16 protein-coding genes are annotated in these 17,541 nt (G+C 46.0%); 7 read left to right on the forward strand and 9 right to left on the reverse strand.

The genetic code is table 11. The annotated features are described in order from the left end of the window. Positions 1 to 162: 162 nt before the first annotated feature. From L5M71_RS13285 to L5M71_RS13305, 5 genes are all read right to left on the reverse strand, one after another. Positions 163 to 1,455 carry an ATP-binding protein gene (locus tag L5M71_RS13285; protein ID WP_263208252.1) on the reverse strand — a complete coding sequence of 431 codons (1,293 nt, stop codon included), beginning with the start codon at positions 1,453 to 1,455 and terminating at the stop codon, positions 163 to 165. Then, positions 1,452 to 2,156, reverse strand: a complete 705-nt coding sequence (locus L5M71_RS13290; protein ID WP_105250123.1) for a response regulator transcription factor — start codon at positions 2,154 to 2,156, stop codon at positions 1,452 to 1,454. Before L5M71_RS13290 ends, L5M71_RS13285 begins: the two co-directional genes overlap by 4 nt. A gap of 1 nt (position 2,157) precedes the next feature. Beyond that, entirely contained in the window at positions 2,158 to 2,547 is a 390-nt protein-coding gene (locus L5M71_RS13295; RefSeq protein ID WP_263208254.1) for a DUF3019 domain-containing protein, read from the reverse strand. Positions 2,548 to 2,556: 9 nt separating this feature from the next. Beyond that, the gene (locus L5M71_RS13300) at positions 2,557 to 3,396 is read right to left on the reverse strand and encodes a MipA/OmpV family protein (protein ID WP_317630046.1); all 840 of its coding nucleotides are present in this window, start codon (positions 3,394 to 3,396) and stop codon (positions 2,557 to 2,559) included. 279 nt (positions 3,397 to 3,675) lie between these two features. Continuing rightward, positions 3,676 to 5,376, reverse strand: coding sequence for a methyl-accepting chemotaxis protein (locus tag L5M71_RS13305; RefSeq protein WP_263208258.1), 1,701 nt, complete (start codon positions 5,374 to 5,376; stop codon positions 3,676 to 3,678). 346 nt (positions 5,377 to 5,722) lie between these two features. Here L5M71_RS13305 and L5M71_RS13310 point away from each other — a divergent pair, with 346 nt between their 5' ends. The 4 genes from L5M71_RS13310 to L5M71_RS13325 all read left to right on the forward strand — a co-directional run bounded on the left by L5M71_RS13310 (position 5,723) and on the right by L5M71_RS13325 (position 10,185). Next, positions 5,723 to 7,039, forward strand: a complete 1,317-nt coding sequence (locus L5M71_RS13310) for an aminotransferase class V-fold PLP-dependent enzyme (RefSeq protein WP_263208260.1) — start codon at positions 5,723 to 5,725, stop codon at positions 7,037 to 7,039. Positions 7,040 to 7,139: 100 nt separating this feature from the next. Beyond that, positions 7,140 to 7,586, forward strand: coding sequence for a SufE family protein (locus L5M71_RS13315; protein ID WP_028759335.1), 447 nt, complete (start codon positions 7,140 to 7,142; stop codon positions 7,584 to 7,586). A gap of 176 nt (positions 7,587 to 7,762) precedes the next feature. After that, on the forward strand, positions 7,763 to 8,929 hold the full coding sequence (locus L5M71_RS13320) for a dipeptidase (protein ID WP_263208262.1): 1,167 nt from the start codon (positions 7,763 to 7,765) through the stop codon (positions 8,927 to 8,929). Between the two features lie 83 nt (positions 8,930 to 9,012). After that, the gene (locus tag L5M71_RS13325; protein ID WP_263208264.1) at positions 9,013 to 10,185 is read left to right on the forward strand and encodes an AAA family ATPase; all 1,173 of its coding nucleotides are present in this window, start codon (positions 9,013 to 9,015) and stop codon (positions 10,183 to 10,185) included. Between the two features lie 19 nt (positions 10,186 to 10,204). Here the strand turns inward: L5M71_RS13325 and L5M71_RS13330 are convergent, their stop codons facing one another. Next, complete coding sequence (locus L5M71_RS13330; protein WP_317630047.1) at positions 10,205 to 10,447, reverse strand: cupin domain-containing protein; 243 nt, start codon at positions 10,445 to 10,447, stop codon at positions 10,205 to 10,207. Positions 10,448 to 10,654: 207 nt separating this feature from the next. Continuing rightward, a complete protein-coding gene (locus L5M71_RS13335) occupies positions 10,655 to 10,783 on the reverse strand; it encodes a cupin (RefSeq protein ID WP_263139544.1) in 129 nt (42 codons plus the stop codon). Between the two features lie 180 nt (positions 10,784 to 10,963). On the opposite strand from L5M71_RS13335, the gene L5M71_RS13340 reads away from it, so the two are divergent. Then, a complete protein-coding gene (locus tag L5M71_RS13340) occupies positions 10,964 to 13,360 on the forward strand; it encodes a toxin-antitoxin system YwqK family antitoxin (RefSeq protein WP_263208266.1) in 2,397 nt (798 codons plus the stop codon). Positions 13,361 to 13,503: 143 nt separating this feature from the next. On the opposite strand, the gene L5M71_RS13345 is transcribed toward L5M71_RS13340, so the two are convergent. Together L5M71_RS13345 and L5M71_RS13350 are read right to left on the reverse strand one after the other, a co-directional pair. Beyond that, complete coding sequence (locus L5M71_RS13345) at positions 13,504 to 13,878, reverse strand: PH domain-containing protein (protein WP_105250128.1); 375 nt, start codon at positions 13,876 to 13,878, stop codon at positions 13,504 to 13,506. A gap of 200 nt (positions 13,879 to 14,078) precedes the next feature. Then, positions 14,079 to 15,995 (reverse strand): peptidase U32 family protein, encoded by a 1,917-nt coding sequence (locus L5M71_RS13350; RefSeq protein ID WP_263208269.1) that lies wholly within the window; start codon positions 15,993 to 15,995, stop codon positions 14,079 to 14,081. A 203-nt stretch (positions 15,996 to 16,198) separates the two neighbouring features. On the opposite strand from L5M71_RS13350, the gene rluA reads away from it, so the two are divergent. Then, positions 16,199 to 16,876 (forward strand): bifunctional tRNA pseudouridine(32) synthase/23S rRNA pseudouridine(746) synthase RluA, encoded by a 678-nt coding sequence (gene rluA, locus L5M71_RS13355; protein WP_113939779.1) that lies wholly within the window; start codon positions 16,199 to 16,201, stop codon positions 16,874 to 16,876. Between the two features lie 95 nt (positions 16,877 to 16,971). Further along, complete coding sequence (gene asnC / locus L5M71_RS13360; protein ID WP_006080290.1) at positions 16,972 to 17,433, forward strand: transcriptional regulator AsnC; 462 nt, start codon at positions 16,972 to 16,974, stop codon at positions 17,431 to 17,433. The last annotated feature ends 108 nt before the right edge of the window (positions 17,434 to 17,541 follow it).

Genomic DNA, 17,541 nt, shown 5'->3' on the forward strand with positions numbered 1-17,541 from the left:
CTCATTCGTATAGTAAGTTGAGTCATTCTGCCTCTATCTCTAAATCAACACAGCAGATTAGATGACGCAGATTTAGCCGCATTGCTCGCTTCAGCTCATGTTAAAGAAACAGACAAAAACGACTCAAACCTCGCATTACACCAATCGTATTAAACCCCAACTTTAAACTTCAGCCTTGAATTTTAGTGACATGCGAGCCCCACCCAAGTCAGGAGCACGGCCAATACGTAATGGGGAACCCATCCAACAACCAATTCTATCGACAATCGCCAGACCCATGCCATGACCGGAATTTCCGCGGCTGTGCTGACCACGCACAAAAGGTTTAATCACTTGAGCAGATTCCTGTTCATCTATGCCAGGGCCATCATCATCAACGTGTAACAACGCAATCCCATCTTCCAATGCCAACATCAGCCGGATATTGGCACGGCCAAAACGCTGCGCATTACTGAGCAAGTTATTCACCTGCATTGACAAGTACTTAGGATCTGTCTTGATGTTCAACGGTATTGGGCAGGTGATGAGTTCCACTGAAAACCCTGGGTATACTTGGCCTTGATACTTTTCCAGCAACCAAGTATTAAGCTCAATAGATTGCCAATCAGGTTGGATATTCGCCTCATCGAGGCGGGCATAGCTGAGCAGTGTCATGACCAACTCTTCCATAGTGTCCAGATCGCGATTCAATCGCTGAAAATACTTCACCCTAAGTTGCTCGCTTTGGGTTTCTTCTAACGCCGCGATACCAAATCGCAGCCGCGCAATCGGAGTTTTTAAATCATGGGAAACTGCCCGACTAAGCAATTTATTGTCATCGATCAATTGCTGGATGCGATCTGCCATGCGGTTGAATTCGCTTTCTATTGTGCCTATGTAGGACGCTTTGCTGACCACAATTCGCTGCTGTAATTCTCCCATACCAAATGCTTGAGTCACCTTACTTAGATTAACCAGTTGGCGGATTAAAGGAGACACCCACACCAACAAAATCACCACCACACCGCCATAAAAAAGCATGGTATACAGCTTGTTCGCGTTAAAACTCACATCGGCTGGCGTCACTATCTGGGTATTGATATTCAGCACCTGACCCGTTTTAGGCAATAAATAGTGCAAAGAGATGCCATCATCGGACTCCAGCAGTAATGATTCCCCTGAATAAAACTCTGTCTTTAGGGCTGAGGGTAAGACAAAATCCGCTTCATTCACCAAAGACAATTGATCTGCATTTCGCTGATTCCAGTTGTCTATAAACGCATTATTGGGGGCGGGATCGTTATCTAACGTTTGCGCCAGTGAGCCGCCCAGCAGTTTTAATGCCGCGAGGTGAGTTGCTGGGCTAGGCGTTTCATTATCAGGATCAATAAGTGTTGCAAACTCACTTATCGACCAGCCTAGGCTGGCAATGGCCACCAGCACGACCAGCACCAGAGAAGTCATTAACTTCTTCATAAAGCTTGCTCGGCCTCATCGCGGCAAAACAAATATCCCTTGCCACGAATGGTTTTGACTTTATAGGGCTGACTCAACGCTTCCTGCAACTTCTTGCGTAAGCGCGATATGCGAATATCCACCGAGCGGTCTAGGCCATCGTATTCAATGCCCCGCAGTTGGGCCACCAATTCATTGCGACTCACTATCGTGCCCGCCTTCAATGCCAGCAGCCACAAAACATCAAACTCATTGGCATTCAAATCCAGCGGCTGTTTATCAATGGTGACTGACTTTGCCGTCGCATTTAACACTAAAGAATCAAACACTAATTGCTGCTTTTGCTCCTCATCACTCACTCGGCGTAACAGGGCCTTTATCCGCGCTAACAACACCTGTGGTCGAATCGGCTTAGTGAGGTAATCATCAGCACCGGCATCTAACCCGCGGATTTCATCGCCGTCCTCAACGCAAGCCGTCATAAATAAAATGGGCCCAGTATAAAATGCCCTGGCCTCCTTACACACATCGAAGCCATTCTTAACGGGCATCATCACGTCGAGTAGCACTAAGTCAGGCATCTCATCGGCTATCATCTCTAAGGCAAAATCACCTTGGCTGGCCACTGTGACTCCGTAACCGTGATCCAGTAAATAATCACTGATCCACTCTGCCAGTGAGGTATCGTCCTCTACGACTAAGATATGCTTTGCAACTGACATATTAGAATAACCTCCAACCGGACTGACTCTGTTTAGGGGCCTTATAAACCCATGTCACGACCACTTTAACTTGCGCGAGCGGTTGCACATCATCATTACGGATAAGACTAAAAGTCGCCGTTTTATCCCCTTCAAAACTATATTGATATTCTTGCATAGCTTTGCCAGTCCAGCAGGTTAACTGGTGCTGACGGTCTGTCAGTATGAGGCAGTACTCGCCGCTCGCGGGTGTCTGCCATCGGAACAATACATCTTGATAGCAAGTTTGCCCTTTATGCAGTGCAATGCAGCGTTCTGGGGTCGCGGTAAAAATAACGGCATCATCCTGACTCCAAGCCAAAAAAGGCGTGCTCAGCATCACTACCGCTAACAATGGATTAAATCGGTTCATGCCCTCCTCCTAAAATACATAGCTAAGAGAAGCATTAAAATACGATGTATAACTCGCTTGATTGAAGGGACTGTCGGTCACTTCTTGTGATAACACATTGAAGCGATACATGGCCCGAAAGACAAAATTTTCACTCAGCGGATAGGCAACCCCTAACTCCATGCCGTAACTGAAAGAGCTATCCGGCCGATACTCAGGAAAGCGTTCAGTGGCTTCTTCCTTACTGATCCCAAAAAGATAGCGATTCAAGGTGGCAGATGAGTAACCTACGCTCCCCAATACGTGAAAATTCCAATTACGAACCTGCCAGGACTTACCCAATCTGGCAGAACTTTGAATACCTTGATCATCATAATAATCAGATACTAACCTATACTGAAAAACATAGTTATCGCCCCAATAACGCGTGGCACGAAAACCGGCACCCACATAGAGAGAATCTTCCGATAGTAGATAAGCATTGCGGCCAGCTTCATCCAGCGTACTGGGATCCACATCAGGACGGGACCATGAACCTTGCAAGTTAGCCAATAGCAGTTCTAATGACCAATCCTCTGAGCTCCACAGATTAAATCCTAGATTAATACCATCTTGAGATTGATGGATCATCTCAACAAACAGCCCTTTGTACTGGTACATGCCACTGACTAACAGCGACAACTTTGCAGAACCTGAATCCGTTTGCCGAACATCGACTTGATTAATCCCGTAAACACTCATTCCCAGCTCAAAATCACCGCCGTCAGCAAGGCGATTAGTTCCTCCAGTAACACTGCTCGCAATATCTGATGCTGCAGCGGTTCTAGGAAGAATGCTCAGCGTTAACACAAGAAGCCAAAGAATACGCATGCCCATTTAATTCACATTTTTAGTCGTTATTTAGCGCTACATATTACAACAGTTTGTTGCAAGTCACTGCACAACCAGTATCATTTTTACGGCAATTGTGTGTCGGATAACAAGATAGACCTATATCCCAAACAACTTGAATCCTGCATCTTCAAATTGTTTGAGGATATGCTCACCTCACATTGAGTTAAGGCACAAATGAGGCTCAAGCTAAGATGAAGTGGCGCAGTTAAGTTAACCGCTGTCGTCGTTGGCACACTGAATTATGGGCTAATACATTTAAACAACTCGCACCTTAAACTGCTGCATCGTTTCCCTCAATGAATTAGCCTGCTTAGACAGTGACTCACTGGCTTTCGCGGTTTCGTTAGCGCTGCTGAGTACCAACTCACCCGAATCACGAATCGCATTAATGCGCTCACTAATATCTTCGGCGGTCACGGCTTGCTCCTCACTGGCGGTCGCGACTTGAGTATTAGCCTGAGTCAGTTCAGTCAACGCATCTAAAATCTCAAATAAGTGCTGCTTGGCTTGATTAACGAGCAGTGATGACTCACTGATTTGCTTATCGTTATCGGCGAAGGATTCGACTGAGGATTTGGCGTCTTTCACAAGTGTTTGGATAAGATCGCTGATCTCCTGCGTAGCCGTTTGACTGCGCGTTGCCAATGCCCGCACTTCTTCGGCAACGACAGCAAAACCACGACCTTGATCTCCCGCCCGCGCCGCTTCAATCGATGCATTCAAAGCTAATAAGTTCGTCTGCCCAGCTATCGCATCGACCACAGAAACAAAGTTGAGGATTTTTCCCGTACTCGCCTGAACCTGTTGAATAAGTTGATTCGAATACTGGGCGCTGGCAACCAACTGCTTCGAGATTTTTTCGCTCGCATCGACAACTTCACAACTTTCTTTCACTTTATGCTCGGCTTGTCCCGCTGAATAAGAAGCGGTTTCTGCACTACTCGCCACTTCAGTGATCGTTGCTGCCATTTGGGTCATAGAGGCGGCGACTTGGTCGGTGTTATCCTGCTGCCTCAACATAGCCTCACGATTATTCTCGGCCACCGCATTAAGCTCAGTCACCATAGAGGCAATTTCTTCACTTCGAGCAATCACTTGGCCAACAGTTTTACTTAAGGTCCACGCCATTTGATTCATACTGACGGTAAGTTCGCCTAATTCATCTTTGGAATCGACGCGTAACTCTTGATTAAAGTTACCCTTTTCCATCATGGCGGCAGAATTACGTAACCGATTGATAGATTTGACCATGTATTGACTGCAAGCGATGCCAATCAATAAGCCTATGACTAAAGACACTATCGAAATAATCGTTAAGCCATAAATCGCCCTGAGTTCTTCTTCCTCAGTCACAGAAACCGCAGTTTGGGTCATTTGCTCTAAACGCTCAACGAATTGCCTCAGCTCAGTATTAAACTCGTTTTGCGCAATCTCTAAAGATTCAACCCGCTTAGCCAAGGCTGCAGGTTCTTCTTTTTGCTGTATTCCAGTAATCACAGTGGCAAGCAGGGCTTCATAATTACCAAAACGTTGAATAATAGTGCCAATCTCTTGATTTAACTGCTGAGTTTTTTCATGTAATTGCGGATTTACAGCCTCTTTTAATGCCTCATTGAGCATAGACTGAGTCGAGAGTAACTCCTTGCTAATGTCTTCATTGTGCTTGATAACATCCGCAATAAAAGCCACTAAAATTTGCTGGCTCGATGCGGTTTCAATGTCCGCGGCACGAAACGCTTTTTCTAGAATGACAGAGCTTTCAAGCTGCTTAATGGTGACGTCAGTTGATAATCTCACTAACGGAAGATTCTCTTCTGCAATGGCTTGAATTTCCTCCGATACACGCTGCATCTTCAACAAACTAAATCCAGACAAAATCAAGATCAGCACTAACATCACCCCAACGAGGGCGATCATCTTATGTTTAATCCGTAAGTCTTTTAAAAGCTTCACCATAAAACTACTCTCCAGCAAACACTGACAACGAAGGACGTCCAATTTAGGATAGTCGGAGTTTTAACTTTCGGTGGATGAATTAAGCGTAAAGTATTAGCTGAATTTAAAAGAAAAACTTAAACATTAGAAAAATCGCATCATAGCTAAGCTCAATGATACGTTAGAGTCTAAAACCGTTTAAGGCGTGCAAAATATCTATTAGGCAACAGTTTGAACAGACCTTGGTGAAATTAGGCGTTCAATACCACTGTCCAATACCAACGCCTCAACAAACTGCTAAAACTTGCATTCACATGGCAGATCACAGAAGATCCCTTGGCCTTTTTCATTGCCCTTAGCCTCGCCCATGACTCAACCTGCATCGCCTACGCCAAATACTGTGACTAACACAGCGACGAATACTGTTGCCTATCCTGATGCCTCTGCGGTTCTTTGTTCATTAGAAGCAGAGCAGCGCAATGCTAAAATTAGGTCGCAATTCCCAGCGTTAAATCAAATGCTTGATGGTTATCCCCTATGTTATCTCGACACAGCAGCCACCAGCCAGAAGCCGCAAATGGTGTTAGATGCGATGGCGCAGTTTTACGCTAATGACAATGCGAATGTACACCGTGCTGCACATCAGTTATCGGCGCGTTCGACCTTAAGCTATGAAAACGTGCGCGATCAGTTGCAGCAATTTTTGAAGGCAAAACGCCGCGAAGAAATCATTTTTACCCACGGCACCACAGAATCAATCAACTTAGTCGCCTTTGGGCTGACACCCCAATTAAATGCTGGCGATGTGATATTAATCGACGCCGCCGCTCACCACGCCAATATTGTGCCTTGGCAGGAACTGGCGAAACGCACAGGGGCAATCATTAAACCAATCCCGCTCTGTCAGGATTGCCGCTTAGATATCAACGCCTATAAAACCTTGCTCGAGTTAAAGCCTAAAATCGTCGCCCTGTGCCATGTTTCCAACGCCCTAGGTACAGTCAATCCCGTGGCTCAGCTAGTGCAGTTAGCGAAAAAACAAGGTGCTATCACCTTAGTTGATGGCGCACAGGCAGTTGCGCATTTAACGCTGGATGTGACTGAAATCGATTGTGATTTTTATGTCTTCTCAGGGCATAAAATGTATGGTCCCACTGGTGTTGGCGTGCTTTACGGCCGTTTCGACGCGTTAGATAATCTCGCGCCACTATTAACTGGAGGCGAGATGATTAAACGCGTGAGTTTTGAGGCGACAGAATTTGGCAACCTGCCGAATCGCTTAGAAGCGGGCACACCGCCGATTGCTGAAGTCATAGGTTTGGGCGCGGCCATTACATTTTTACAAACCGAGCTCATGCCGCAGGTTCAAGTTTATGAAGCAGAACTAATTAACTATTTACAAAGCCAATTGCGCGCGCTCGGTGAAGTGCATTTATACGGCGCCTTTGATGACAATATCGGCGTCGTCGCCTTTAATCTTGCCAATGAACATCACCAAGATGTGGGCATTTTACTGGACCAACAAGGGGTTGCCGTTCGCTGTGGCCATCATTGTGCCATGCCATTAATGCAGAGTCTGAATCTTAAGGGCTGTTGCCGCGCCTCTATCGGTATCTACACCAATAAAGACGATATCGACCGCTTTATTGCCGCGTTAGCCTCAGTAAAAGACTTGCTGCTGTAATCCAGCATTTAGCCACTGATCTACGCCACTCATACGATGCTCAAAATAAGTTACGCTCAAGACAAGTTACGCTCAAGTAAGTGAGACAGGATTTAGCCCTATGACAGATTCAATCATGCCTATGCCAAATGAGGCCGATTTTCACTATTTAGTGCAAGATGCCGAAACCTTACTGGCGCGTTTTACGAATGCCCCTAACTGGCAGGAAAGATATCGTCAAATTATGTTGTTAGGGAAAGACTTACCAAGCTTAAGCCCTGAGCTTCGCATCGAGGCCGCTCAGGTCAAAGGCTGCGAAAGTGATGCGTGGATTTATCATCTAGAACAGGCTGGCAAACACTATTATTTAGCCGACAGCGATGCCCGCATCGTTAAGGGATTGATCGGATTATTGCTTGGCGCCTGCCATGGTAAAAGCCGCGCTGAAATCCAAGCATTTGATCCTACAGCTTACTTCAAACAATTGGGCCTAGAAGGTCAGCTCAGCCCATCGCGCACTAACGGCCTTAACTCACTGGCAAAAGCAATGGTTGAAGCCACTCGATAATCATAACCCGAGGGTTTTCATTTACTGCGACAAGCGATAATTGAAACCACTCGGCAACAACAAATAATCACAACTCTAGCTCAGGGGCAAAGGCCAAAAAAGGGATTTAATCAAAGACTTCTACGCCCTAAAAAGGTATAAAGAAGTTACATTTGCGTTATTGATAGGAACCGAGCATGCCCATCAAGGCAGTCAATCACTACCGTCGTACACTCCTTAAAGGTCTTGGCGCAGCAACTCTGTTAAGTCCACTCGCCAGTTTACCTAGCTTTGCCGCCGCACAGAGGCGGATATATGTCGATGGTTTATCTTTCCTTCCCGATGACTTAAGTGATGTAACTGCCGCTAAGCTCGATGCCTATCTTTGCGATATTTCGGCTATTGAGACCATAGAACAAGCCGATGGCACTCAAAACTACAAACGCACTTATAAAGCTTGCATGGAAAGCATTAAGCAGGCCGCTAAACGGGTAAGTGATCATCCCGATATTTTACTGCAAGGTCTGAGGGGGCGAGATATTCAACGTGCCCGCGACAGCCAGCGCACTGCGGTATACTTTCAAATCCAAGGCGCAGATTGTGTCGAAGAAGACAGCGAAGCTAACCAGTGGGCGCGGGTAGATGAGTTTCATCAACAAGGGCTACGCGTACTGCAACTCACCCACCATTACGGCAATACCTTTGCCGGTGGCGCCTTAGATAATGATGCCAGTGGCGGACTCAATAAACCACTCACGGCCCACGGGCACGAGCTTATCGCCAAACTCAATCACGCCAATATCTTAGTCGATGTGAGTCACTCCAGCGCTCAAACCGCTTTAGATGTCGCAAAAATCACTAAATCACCCATAGTGCAAAGCCACGGCGCGGCGCGCGGCATAGTAAACCATGCCCGTTGTTCCCCCGATGAAGTGATCCGCGCCATCGGCGATAGCGGCGGCGTATTCGGCGTATTTATGATGAGTTTCTGGCTTACCAATAATGCCGTGCCCACGATTGATGATTATATTCGACAACTGGAATACGTTATGCGTGTTGGTGGAGTGGACTGCGTGGCAATCGCTAATGACTTCCAGCTCCGAGGCCAAGAAAACCTACTGGCACTGGGTAATGACAACGCCAAAGGCATTAAAGAATATCAAGAATGGTGGTACAGCCTGAGGGCGAAAGGCGTGCTAGGTTTTGATGCAGAGCCCAGACATGTAGTGATCCCCGAGCTGAATCATATCGATCGCATGAGCCGTATCGACGATGCCTTAGCCAAGGCGCGCTTTAAATCTACTGATCGCGACCGTTTTATGGGTGGTAACTGGCAAAGAGTGCTCAACAAAGTGCTACTGTAAATGCCATTGTTTTATCGTCATGTTTAATTTACTTTGTCGATAAATTTACTGGCTTATCAGCTTGTTTCAGTCTTGGATATTCTATGCTGACCACACTCGCTATTTTCAATTATCGCTCTCTGCGTGAAATCGTCTTACCCCTAGGGCAACTCAATTTGATCACTGGGGCGAATGGCAGTGGTAAATCGAATCTATACAAGGCACTACGTTTACTCGCACAAACGGCGCAAGGCGGCGTTGTCAATGCTTTAGCCCAAGAAGGCGGACTCGACTCCAGCTTTTGGGCGGGACCAGAAAACCCCACCAAAAGTATGCTAGCGGGCGACACCGCCATTGAAGCCACCGTCAGGCAAGCGCCAAAACGCCTAAAGCTTGGATTTGCTGGCGAAGATTTTAGCTATCTTATTGAACTCGGTTTACCCAAACCCGACGCCACTACGCTGTTTGGCTTAGATCCACAAATCAAGCGCGAAGCCATTTGGAACGGGCCTAAGTATCGCCCCTCAACTGTATTGGTTGAGCGCCGTGGTCCTATGGTGAAGAGTCGCAGTGCTGACGGACAAGGCTGGATAACCTTAGGCGCACACCTGCAAACCGGCGACAGTATTTTTACCGAACTTGCCGATCCAGAGCGCAGCCCTGAAGTGCTCAAGCTTCGCGACAGTATCCGCGCATGGCGTTTTTACGATCACTTCAGAACCGATGCAGAAGCGCCAGCCCGTCGTCCACAATTAGGTACAGCCACGCCAGTATTGCACCACGATGGGCGCGACCTTGCATCAGCAATTCAAACCATTTTTGAGATAGGTGATAAAGCGGCTTTTGATCATGCGGTGAGCGATGCTTTTCCCGGTGCTAAAGTTCGAATCGAACCTCAAGCGGGCGGTATTTTAGTACTCGCATTTCATCAAAATGGCTTATTAAGGCCACTCAATGCCAGTGAATTGTCGGATGGCACCTTGCGTTATTTGCTATTAATTGCCGCCCTACTCACCCCAAGGCCGCCAGAGCTTATGGTGCTAAACGAGCCAGAAACTAGCCTACATCCCGACTTATTACCTGCGCTTGCACGCTTAATCGCGAAGGTATCGGAAGAGTGCCAGTTGTGGGTGGTTTCCCATGCTAATCGGCTTATTAATGCCTTAAGCCAATTTGAACACTGCAATACCTTGGCCTTAGACAAAACCTTAGGCCAAACGCAGATCCAAGGCCAAGACTTACTCAATACGCCCAGTTGGCTATGGCAGAATCGTTAACCTATAGCCTTAACCCTAATCAATCGTAAAATACCGCGAGCCATAGGGTTTCTGAACTTATAGAAGTCGAAGCGACTCGATGTTTTTGATGGGGCGAAATCGTTAAATAGTCACCTGGAGTTAGCGTAACGGGTTCACCTTGTTCAAATTCGAGTGTCGCCTCGCCTTTAAGTAACATCACCCATTCATACTGAGTTTGATCGTACCATTGAGCTTCTGGTAGATACCCAAACCACCTGAAGATGCAGGATTCAGCGGGAATTTAACGCACTTTAGGCAAGGCGGCTATTTGCAGACCTAGTGGACTAAGTTAAAAATAGCCAACACGGCATAGAGTGCGTTAAAACCCGCCGGGACGGAGCGCTTAGGGCACTCCACTTCCGTGTTGCATCAATTCAGAAGGTGGCCGACATTCTGTCATTGATGCGCCTTGAATTGAAGCACCTTAGGCGCTCTGAAACTCGTATCTTCAGGTAGCTTGGGTATATTGCCCATTGGAAACGATGCGCTCAATGGTCACAGTGTTATTGCCCGCCAGTTTTTCAAACACTTCGGCCGATAAATCTGTGGGTAATTTTGCAAAAAAGTTATCAAGCATTTTGTCTTTATTCCTCTGCTTTTATTAATGTGCCACTCTGATTAAACGGTATTTTGAGCAATCAAGCATTGAGAAACGAATCCATAAACCGCTATGATATGCGCACAGAAATACTCAGTTGCCATGAGTATCCCTCAGATAAGCCTATCGTTTTACATATGGATATGGAGATTTCCCCCAATGTCGTTGTTTCGCGCACTCAAAGCCAAGTTATTTCCCTCAAACCAAACTAGCCGCGATCCAAAAGACATTCATCTTCCAACTGAGTCACAAACACTCAGCCAAGAACAAGATTTAACGCAGGAGCCGTCAGTCGCTGCACCGCTATTCCAGCGTCATTTCAGCTTAAAAATCCATGCGACAAAGGCAGACGCGACTTCTTGCGAAGAAAATGCTGACCACGGCTTAACTCTCTATCACTACGATACTCCCCAAGTCATAGAACTCTTGGGCTGGGAAAACGCCAATGAATGCTGCGAATTCCACCATACCGAATTCGACCGCCTCGAAATCAGCAATCAATTCCCTTTCCCCGAGCAGCACTTTTGGCTCGACAAGGTAAAAGTGTGCAGTATCACCCCAAAAAAGAACAGCCAAATAAAGGCGTTGTGGCAAGTTGAGCTTAACAATCTCGATGCATTATTGATAAGCCACTTTACCCTCGATGCAGACAATATAGTGCAAGGCGATATTCAAGATTACGCCAGCCTAACAGGCCAACTGCACCGCATTTTTCACCAACTCAATACTGAAGAAGGTGCGGGTATACTTAGAATCATCACCCAAAGCCCAGGGCTTACCCAAGCCGTCGATTCAAACTATTTTGGCGAACGTAATGGCGTGACCCGCCAATTTAATGCCCTAGGTACCCTGTTATTTGAAGGCAACTTTATTAATGATCAGCAACTTGGAACACAAACGTGGTATGACCATGAGGGCAAGATCAATCAAATAGAAGATCGCCATCCCCAAGGTCAATTTATTCAATACTTTTATGGCAATGGTCAGCTTAAAGAAACCGCCGAACAAGATAGCAATGGCTATTATATCAATACGTTAACTCGCTACTATGAATCTGGACAAATACAGCTGATCCGGCCCTTAGTGCAAGATGTTATCCACGGAATTGAAAAACAATATTACCCTGATGGTTCACTAGAAGCTGAAAGATATTACAACCAAGGCTATGAATATGAAGCCGTTTGGTATCATCCCAATGGAGCGATTAAACAAAAAGTGTTTAACGATGTGACGGGCAAAGTCATTGAAGAATTTTACGACTCAGGTAAGCCTGCATGGCGTGAACCCTTCAATACCGAAGGCCAATTACATGGCGAACATGTAAAATGGTATCCCAATGGTCAAATTGAAGAAAAAATCTATTTTGAGGATGGTAAAGAACAAGGCATGGCCCTTTGGTATCATGACAATGGTCAACTCGCCCTTGAGATCTATCTTGAAAAGGGACTCAGGGAAGGTCTATTTAGAAGCTATTATAAAAGTGGCGTGCTTTCGGCCGAAGGCCAATATAAAAATAACCTCTCGGTAGCCCCTTTTATTGAATACCACGAAAACCAGCAAATTCAGATGTACCTACCGCACACACAGGGCAACCGTGATGGCACTGCTCGCTGGTTTTATGAAGATGGCACGATACGTACAATTTCTGAATATGAAGTTCGTGATGGCCAAGGCTACCTCAAAGAGTCCAGCTTTTATAATAACAAAGGGATCCTCGAATCCTATCAGAGTCACTCGAATACCCGCTGCGGCTATAATCTTGATAATAATCAAAGGGAATACTATCAAGAAGGTATTGCCGATACTCGCATCGAATACTATGAAGATGGTGCCATTCGCTGGTTACTCACCCGTACGCAAGGGGATTTATTTAGCTCTAAATCCTTGTCCCCTCAAGGTTTAATTTTAGAAACTGGCACAATCCAAATTACTAATGGTCGTTACCTCGATATCGGCCATTGGCAACGTTTTACGCCCCAAGGAAAAGTGTACCGCGAAGCCTGGCTAGATGAACAAGGCCAACTGATAGAAAGCCGTCACTACTTTGATTTCCATGAAAATATAGCAACTCAGGAAGATGAAGAACCTGAATGGGATAGCCCAGAAAATCCTAGTTATGACTATGATGAAGACGATGCTGATGGGCAAAGTAACGGACCAAATAACCGTACGGATAACAGCGAACATCATGCTAGCAATAGTAGAAATAACGCATATTTATCTCGTCAGAAGTATCACGCACCCAATGGCAATGCCACGACAAAACAGCGAGAAGATAAAACAATAGCAGATGTCGCCGCTCACACCGAAGAACCCATATTGGCTTATCACTTAAAATTTGATGATGAAAGCAAGCTTTATGCAATGAAACGCTATCATCCCAATCGCCAGATTGCAGAAGAAGGTAATTTACAAATTCAAGGACAGGAGCAATTCTGGGTCGGCATCCACAATCAATACGATGAGCAAGGCAAACTCAAGCTTTCCGAAACCTATACTATGGCGGGCGAACCGATAGAGCACTCCACTAGCACAAGTAGGATAGTGTTAAATTAATCAAGCAGATTTGAATCACACTCGATAGCGAGGATAGGTAAGCCCAGATAAAACTTGGCTTACCTTACTCACATTAACCGTCAGCTTGCGATAACAATTCCAAGCTTGATAGCACTAAATGAATCTAAGTCGCAGTACTAAGACTAAAGTGCAAAAGTGGCAATAGTCTTTTGAATACCCACGACATCCGTGCCACGCTTGAGTTCTTTGACTAAAGGTTCACTCTGGCCTGAGATCCAAATTTTAAGCTCTGCATCCATATCAAAATGCCCTGTCGTTTCCACTTCAAAATGGGTAATAGATTTATAAGGTATTGAATGGTAAGTAACCTTCTTGCCTGTAAGTCCCTGCTTATCAATTAAGATCAGGCGTTTATTGGTGAAAATAAACAAATCACGGATCACTTTGTAGGCGAGTTTTAATTCTTCTTGAATGCCCATGATAGGCCTTAATTCCTCGGCTAATTCCTGTAAATCAACCTCAGCAGCATTACCGAGTAAACCGTCTAACAATCCCATTTTAACATCCCTTATTATTGATATTATTTTCAATAAGATATCTGCTCATTACCGCATGTGCAATATAAGGCTTTGATGAAAATATGAGAGTGACGCTGGTGAGAGCAACATCAATGAGAGGTAGGCTGGTGTAGGTGCGTGGATGTAGCTGAATAGGTGCTAGGAGCATTGCACTCGGGCAATGCTCCTAATGACAAATATTAAAGGTGCTTCTGGCCTCGCACTTGACGGTTTTCACCGACCACCATCATTTCGCATTTAGGGCAGTCGAATACCAACTTGAGCACATCATTGCCGATTTCAAGCACCATAGGATCGGCCTTGATGCCTGGTACTTCCTTCGGACACAAATTAAAGTTAAAGCGCAGACAATGCTTAGTGATCATCAATGGCACGTCTTCGGTGACGCCATTTTTCTCATAGGTGTCTTGGATCTCAATTACGCCGTGGCGTTGATAAAAATCCTTGGCCTTTTCGTTGGCAACGTTGCCTAAGTAACTCAAATGCTTGACGGGATAGACTGCATCTTGATTATGCTTCCACGGCAGTGGACGCACATAGCCTTGCACACGAGCAGCCTCTAAGGCGGCCACACCATCACGGCGCAGACCATTGAGTACAGATGCAGGCAAGAACCAAGCTTGGGCCGTATCGATACTGATGCTACGGGCAACAAAGTCGGTACTGCCGAGCTTACCCAGCTGAGTGCGAGTATTTTGTAAGGTCTTATCGACATCTGTCGCAGGCGTCTTCTCGACCACTAAATTCACTGTGGCTGTAATGCCATAGATATCGGTCAATGTCAGTGCGAGTCCGTCTTGGGTATCGCTCAACCGTAAATCGACGCCGATAATCCGCTTAGAAGATTCTTTCGATAACAGGGCTTCGAAGGCTTGGTTATGGTTACGATATAAAGTCATGCCAACCTTTAAATCCTTTGGCACCTGCAATATATGCAGTTTTAACCCTTCAGCGCGGTTAACCCGCAGACCTTGCAGCTTGTCATCGGATTGTTTTGCCATGGCAAAATTCGCGGGGAAAAACGCTAAGCCATCGCCGTTATTAAACTCATGGCTAGAGCTCACTTGGATAAAGTCTTTACCTATGCTGACCACTTTACCGACTTCTTCGCCTATGTATTTGGGCGAGCGGAAATCTTTAATTCCTTGGCTACGTTCGTTAACAAAGTAATCTGTGCTGCCACGGTTAAAGGTCTTTTCTGGATCGGGGATAAAAGAATGTTCACAGCGGCCGTGGGACGAAGCCTTAAACTCAGGGCGACGCGCCATAATCGCATCCAACTTTTGGCGATAATGCGCAGTGACGTTTTTAACGTAACTTAAATCTTTTAGGCGACCTTCAATCTTAAACGAGCGAATGCCCGCATCGATGAGCGCCTCAAGGTTTTCAGTTTGGTTGTTATCTTTTAAAGACAATAAGTGTTCATTCTGCGCTAATACATCCCCTTGACGGGTTTTAAGATTACCCGGCAGGCGGCACATTTGCGAGCATTCACCGCGGTTAGCACTGCGGTTACTAAAGGAGTGGCTCAAATTACATAAGCCACTGTAAGCCACACACAAAGCACCGTGGATAAAGAATTCGAGCTGCATATTAGTATGCGCGGCGACATCACGGATTTGGCTTAAGCCTAATTCACGGGCGAGCACCACCTGAGAAAAACCAACTTGCTCTAAGAACGCCACTTTTTCTGGACTGCGGTTATCCATTTGGGTACTGGCATGCAGGGCAATCGGCGGCAAATTGAGTTGTAATACGCCCATGTCCTGCACAATCAGCGCATCGGCACCCGCTTCGTACAATTGCCAAATAAGTTTTTCGGCGTCGGCCAGTTCGTTATCCATCAAAATGGTATTGAGGGCGACGAATACCTGAGCATGGTATTGATGAGCATAAGTACACAGGCGCGCGATATCTTCAACACTGTTACCCGCCGTTGCCCGCGCACCAAATGCAGGACCACCTATGTATACCGCATCGGCACCATGGCGTATGGCTTCGATACCGTAGTCAGCATTTTTTGCAGGCGCCAATAACTCAAGACGGTTATGGACGTGAGAAAGATTCTCGGGAGTGTATATCTCTGGCTGGCTCATGGCTTCACAGACTCAAAATGATCATTAACGAAAAGGACGGGAGTATAACAAAAACTCAAATACAGCTCTATCAGCAAATCATCAACTAATCCGCTTTACTTTTGTCAGCAAGGATAATGGCACAGCCGATCTTTGGGCCTCACACTTGCACCCTCAAGCCGAGCAGAGTATCTTTGCCCCGCATTGACGAATAGGCACTATTTATGACTGATTTTATTTACCAACCACCGACCACTCCTTGGCTCGATATTCTTTATCAAGATAAAGACATTATCGTCATCAACAAACCTTCAGGATTGTTGTCTGTGCCCGGTCGCGACCCCGCCCATTACGACAGTGTCTATGCCCGGGTAAAAGCAGAGCATCCACATTGCCAAATCGTCCATCGCCTCGATATGGCGACCTCAGGTGTGATAGTTGTCGCCCTTATTCGTAGCGCCGAGCGGGAATTAAAACGTCAGTTCCACGATAGAGAAACCAGCAAGACCTATTATGCAAGGGTTGCAGGCCATGTCAAAAATGACACTGGCAGCGTTGATTATCCACTGATCTGCGACTGGCCAAATCGCCCTAAACAGAAAGTCGATCATCTTGTTGGCAAACCGTCTTTGACTCACTACCAAGTAATGAGCCGCGCCAAACGCTCAACGCTGGTTAAACTGACGCCAATCACAGGCCGCTCACACCAATTACGGGTGCATATGATGGCGCTAGGACATCCGATCTTAGGTGATGGTTTTTATGCCGACTCACTGGCAAAATCCTTAGCGCCTCGACTATTGCTGCATGCAGCAGAGCTCACCATCAAACATCCCTACTCAGGTGTCAGTATGACTTTTAGCGCAAAAGTCCCTTTTTGTGAGCCTTTGGGCGAACAATGATCACTAAAATCAAATAATACGGGCAAAATCGGTAGCAATTCCCCATAAAAAAACGTAACTTTATGACAATTCACTACGTTATAGAGAGTTTATTTATGGATACCGCATTTCAGCGCGATCAACTCGATAATCATATCCTCGAAGCCCTAATGCAGGATGCCCGCACACCCTTTGCCGAACTCGCTAAACGCTTTAGCGTTAGCGCCGGCACTATCCATGTTCGGGTAGAAAAAATGAAGCAAGCGGGGATCATTACAGGTGCGCAGATCACGGTAAACCCTAAAGCCCTAGGCTATGACGTTTGCTGTTTTATCGGTATCAACCTTAAAAGTGCTGGCGATTACCCCGCAGCTATCGCCAAACTCAACGCTCTCGAAGAAGTCGTCGAAGCCTATTACACCACAGGCAACTACAGTATTTTCGTAAAGGTCATGTGCCAATCCATCGACGGCTTGCAACACGTGCTCATCAATCGCATCCAATCTATCGATGAAATCCAATCAACAGAAACCTTGATCAGCCTACAAAACCCAATCGTCAGAGCGGTTAAGCCTTAAACAGAAAAAAACAGCAAACTACCTGCAAACAAAATAACAACTAGCAAAGTGTGATTAACATCTTTTTTACCGCAAAAGTGTTAACCATACGATATATTTGTGCTACAA

Origin of the sequence: Shewanella sp. SW1, from assembly GCF_025653545.1 — a bacterium.
GTDB lineage: Bacteria > Pseudomonadota > Gammaproteobacteria > Enterobacterales > Shewanellaceae > Shewanella > Shewanella oncorhynchi.

Excerpts from the sequence above, each read along its gene's own strand:
- L5M71_RS13350 (WP_263208269.1), bottom strand. The coding sequence starts at position 15,995 with ATGAGCCAGCCAGAGATATACACTCCCGAGAATCTTTCTCACGTCCAT.
- L5M71_RS13320 (WP_263208262.1), top strand. The coding sequence starts at position 7,763 with ATGCCCATCAAGGCAGTCAATCACTACCGTCGTACACTCCTTAAAGGT.
- L5M71_RS13305 (WP_263208258.1), bottom strand. The coding sequence starts at position 5,376 with ATGGTGAAGCTTTTAAAAGACTTACGGATTAAACATAAGATGATCGCC.
- L5M71_RS13310 (WP_263208260.1), top strand. The coding sequence starts at position 5,723 with ATGACTCAACCTGCATCGCCTACGCCAAATACTGTGACTAACACAGCG.
- L5M71_RS13295 (WP_263208254.1), bottom strand. The coding sequence starts at position 2,547 with ATGAACCGATTTAATCCATTGTTAGCGGTAGTGATGCTGAGCACGCCT.
- L5M71_RS13285 (WP_263208252.1), bottom strand. The coding sequence starts at position 1,455 with ATGAAGAAGTTAATGACTTCTCTGGTGCTGGTCGTGCTGGTGGCCATT.
- L5M71_RS13315 (WP_028759335.1), top strand. The coding sequence starts at position 7,140 with ATGACAGATTCAATCATGCCTATGCCAAATGAGGCCGATTTTCACTAT.
- asnC (WP_006080290.1), top strand. The coding sequence starts at position 16,972 with ATGGATACCGCATTTCAGCGCGATCAACTCGATAATCATATCCTCGAA.
- rluA (WP_113939779.1), top strand. The coding sequence starts at position 16,199 with ATGACTGATTTTATTTACCAACCACCGACCACTCCTTGGCTCGATATT.
- L5M71_RS13290 (WP_105250123.1), bottom strand. The coding sequence starts at position 2,156 with ATGTCAGTTGCAAAGCATATCTTAGTCGTAGAGGACGATACCTCACTG.
- L5M71_RS13345 (WP_105250128.1), bottom strand. The coding sequence starts at position 13,878 with ATGGGATTGTTAGACGGTTTACTCGGTAATGCTGCTGAGGTTGATTTA.
- L5M71_RS13325 (WP_263208264.1), top strand. The coding sequence starts at position 9,013 with ATGCTGACCACACTCGCTATTTTCAATTATCGCTCTCTGCGTGAAATC.
- L5M71_RS13335 (WP_263139544.1), bottom strand. The coding sequence starts at position 10,783 with ATGCTTGATAACTTTTTTGCAAAATTACCCACAGATTTATCGGCCGAA.
- L5M71_RS13340 (WP_263208266.1), top strand. The coding sequence starts at position 10,964 with ATGTCGTTGTTTCGCGCACTCAAAGCCAAGTTATTTCCCTCAAACCAA.
- L5M71_RS13300 (WP_317630046.1), bottom strand. The coding sequence starts at position 3,396 with ATGCGTATTCTTTGGCTTCTTGTGTTAACGCTGAGCATTCTTCCTAGA.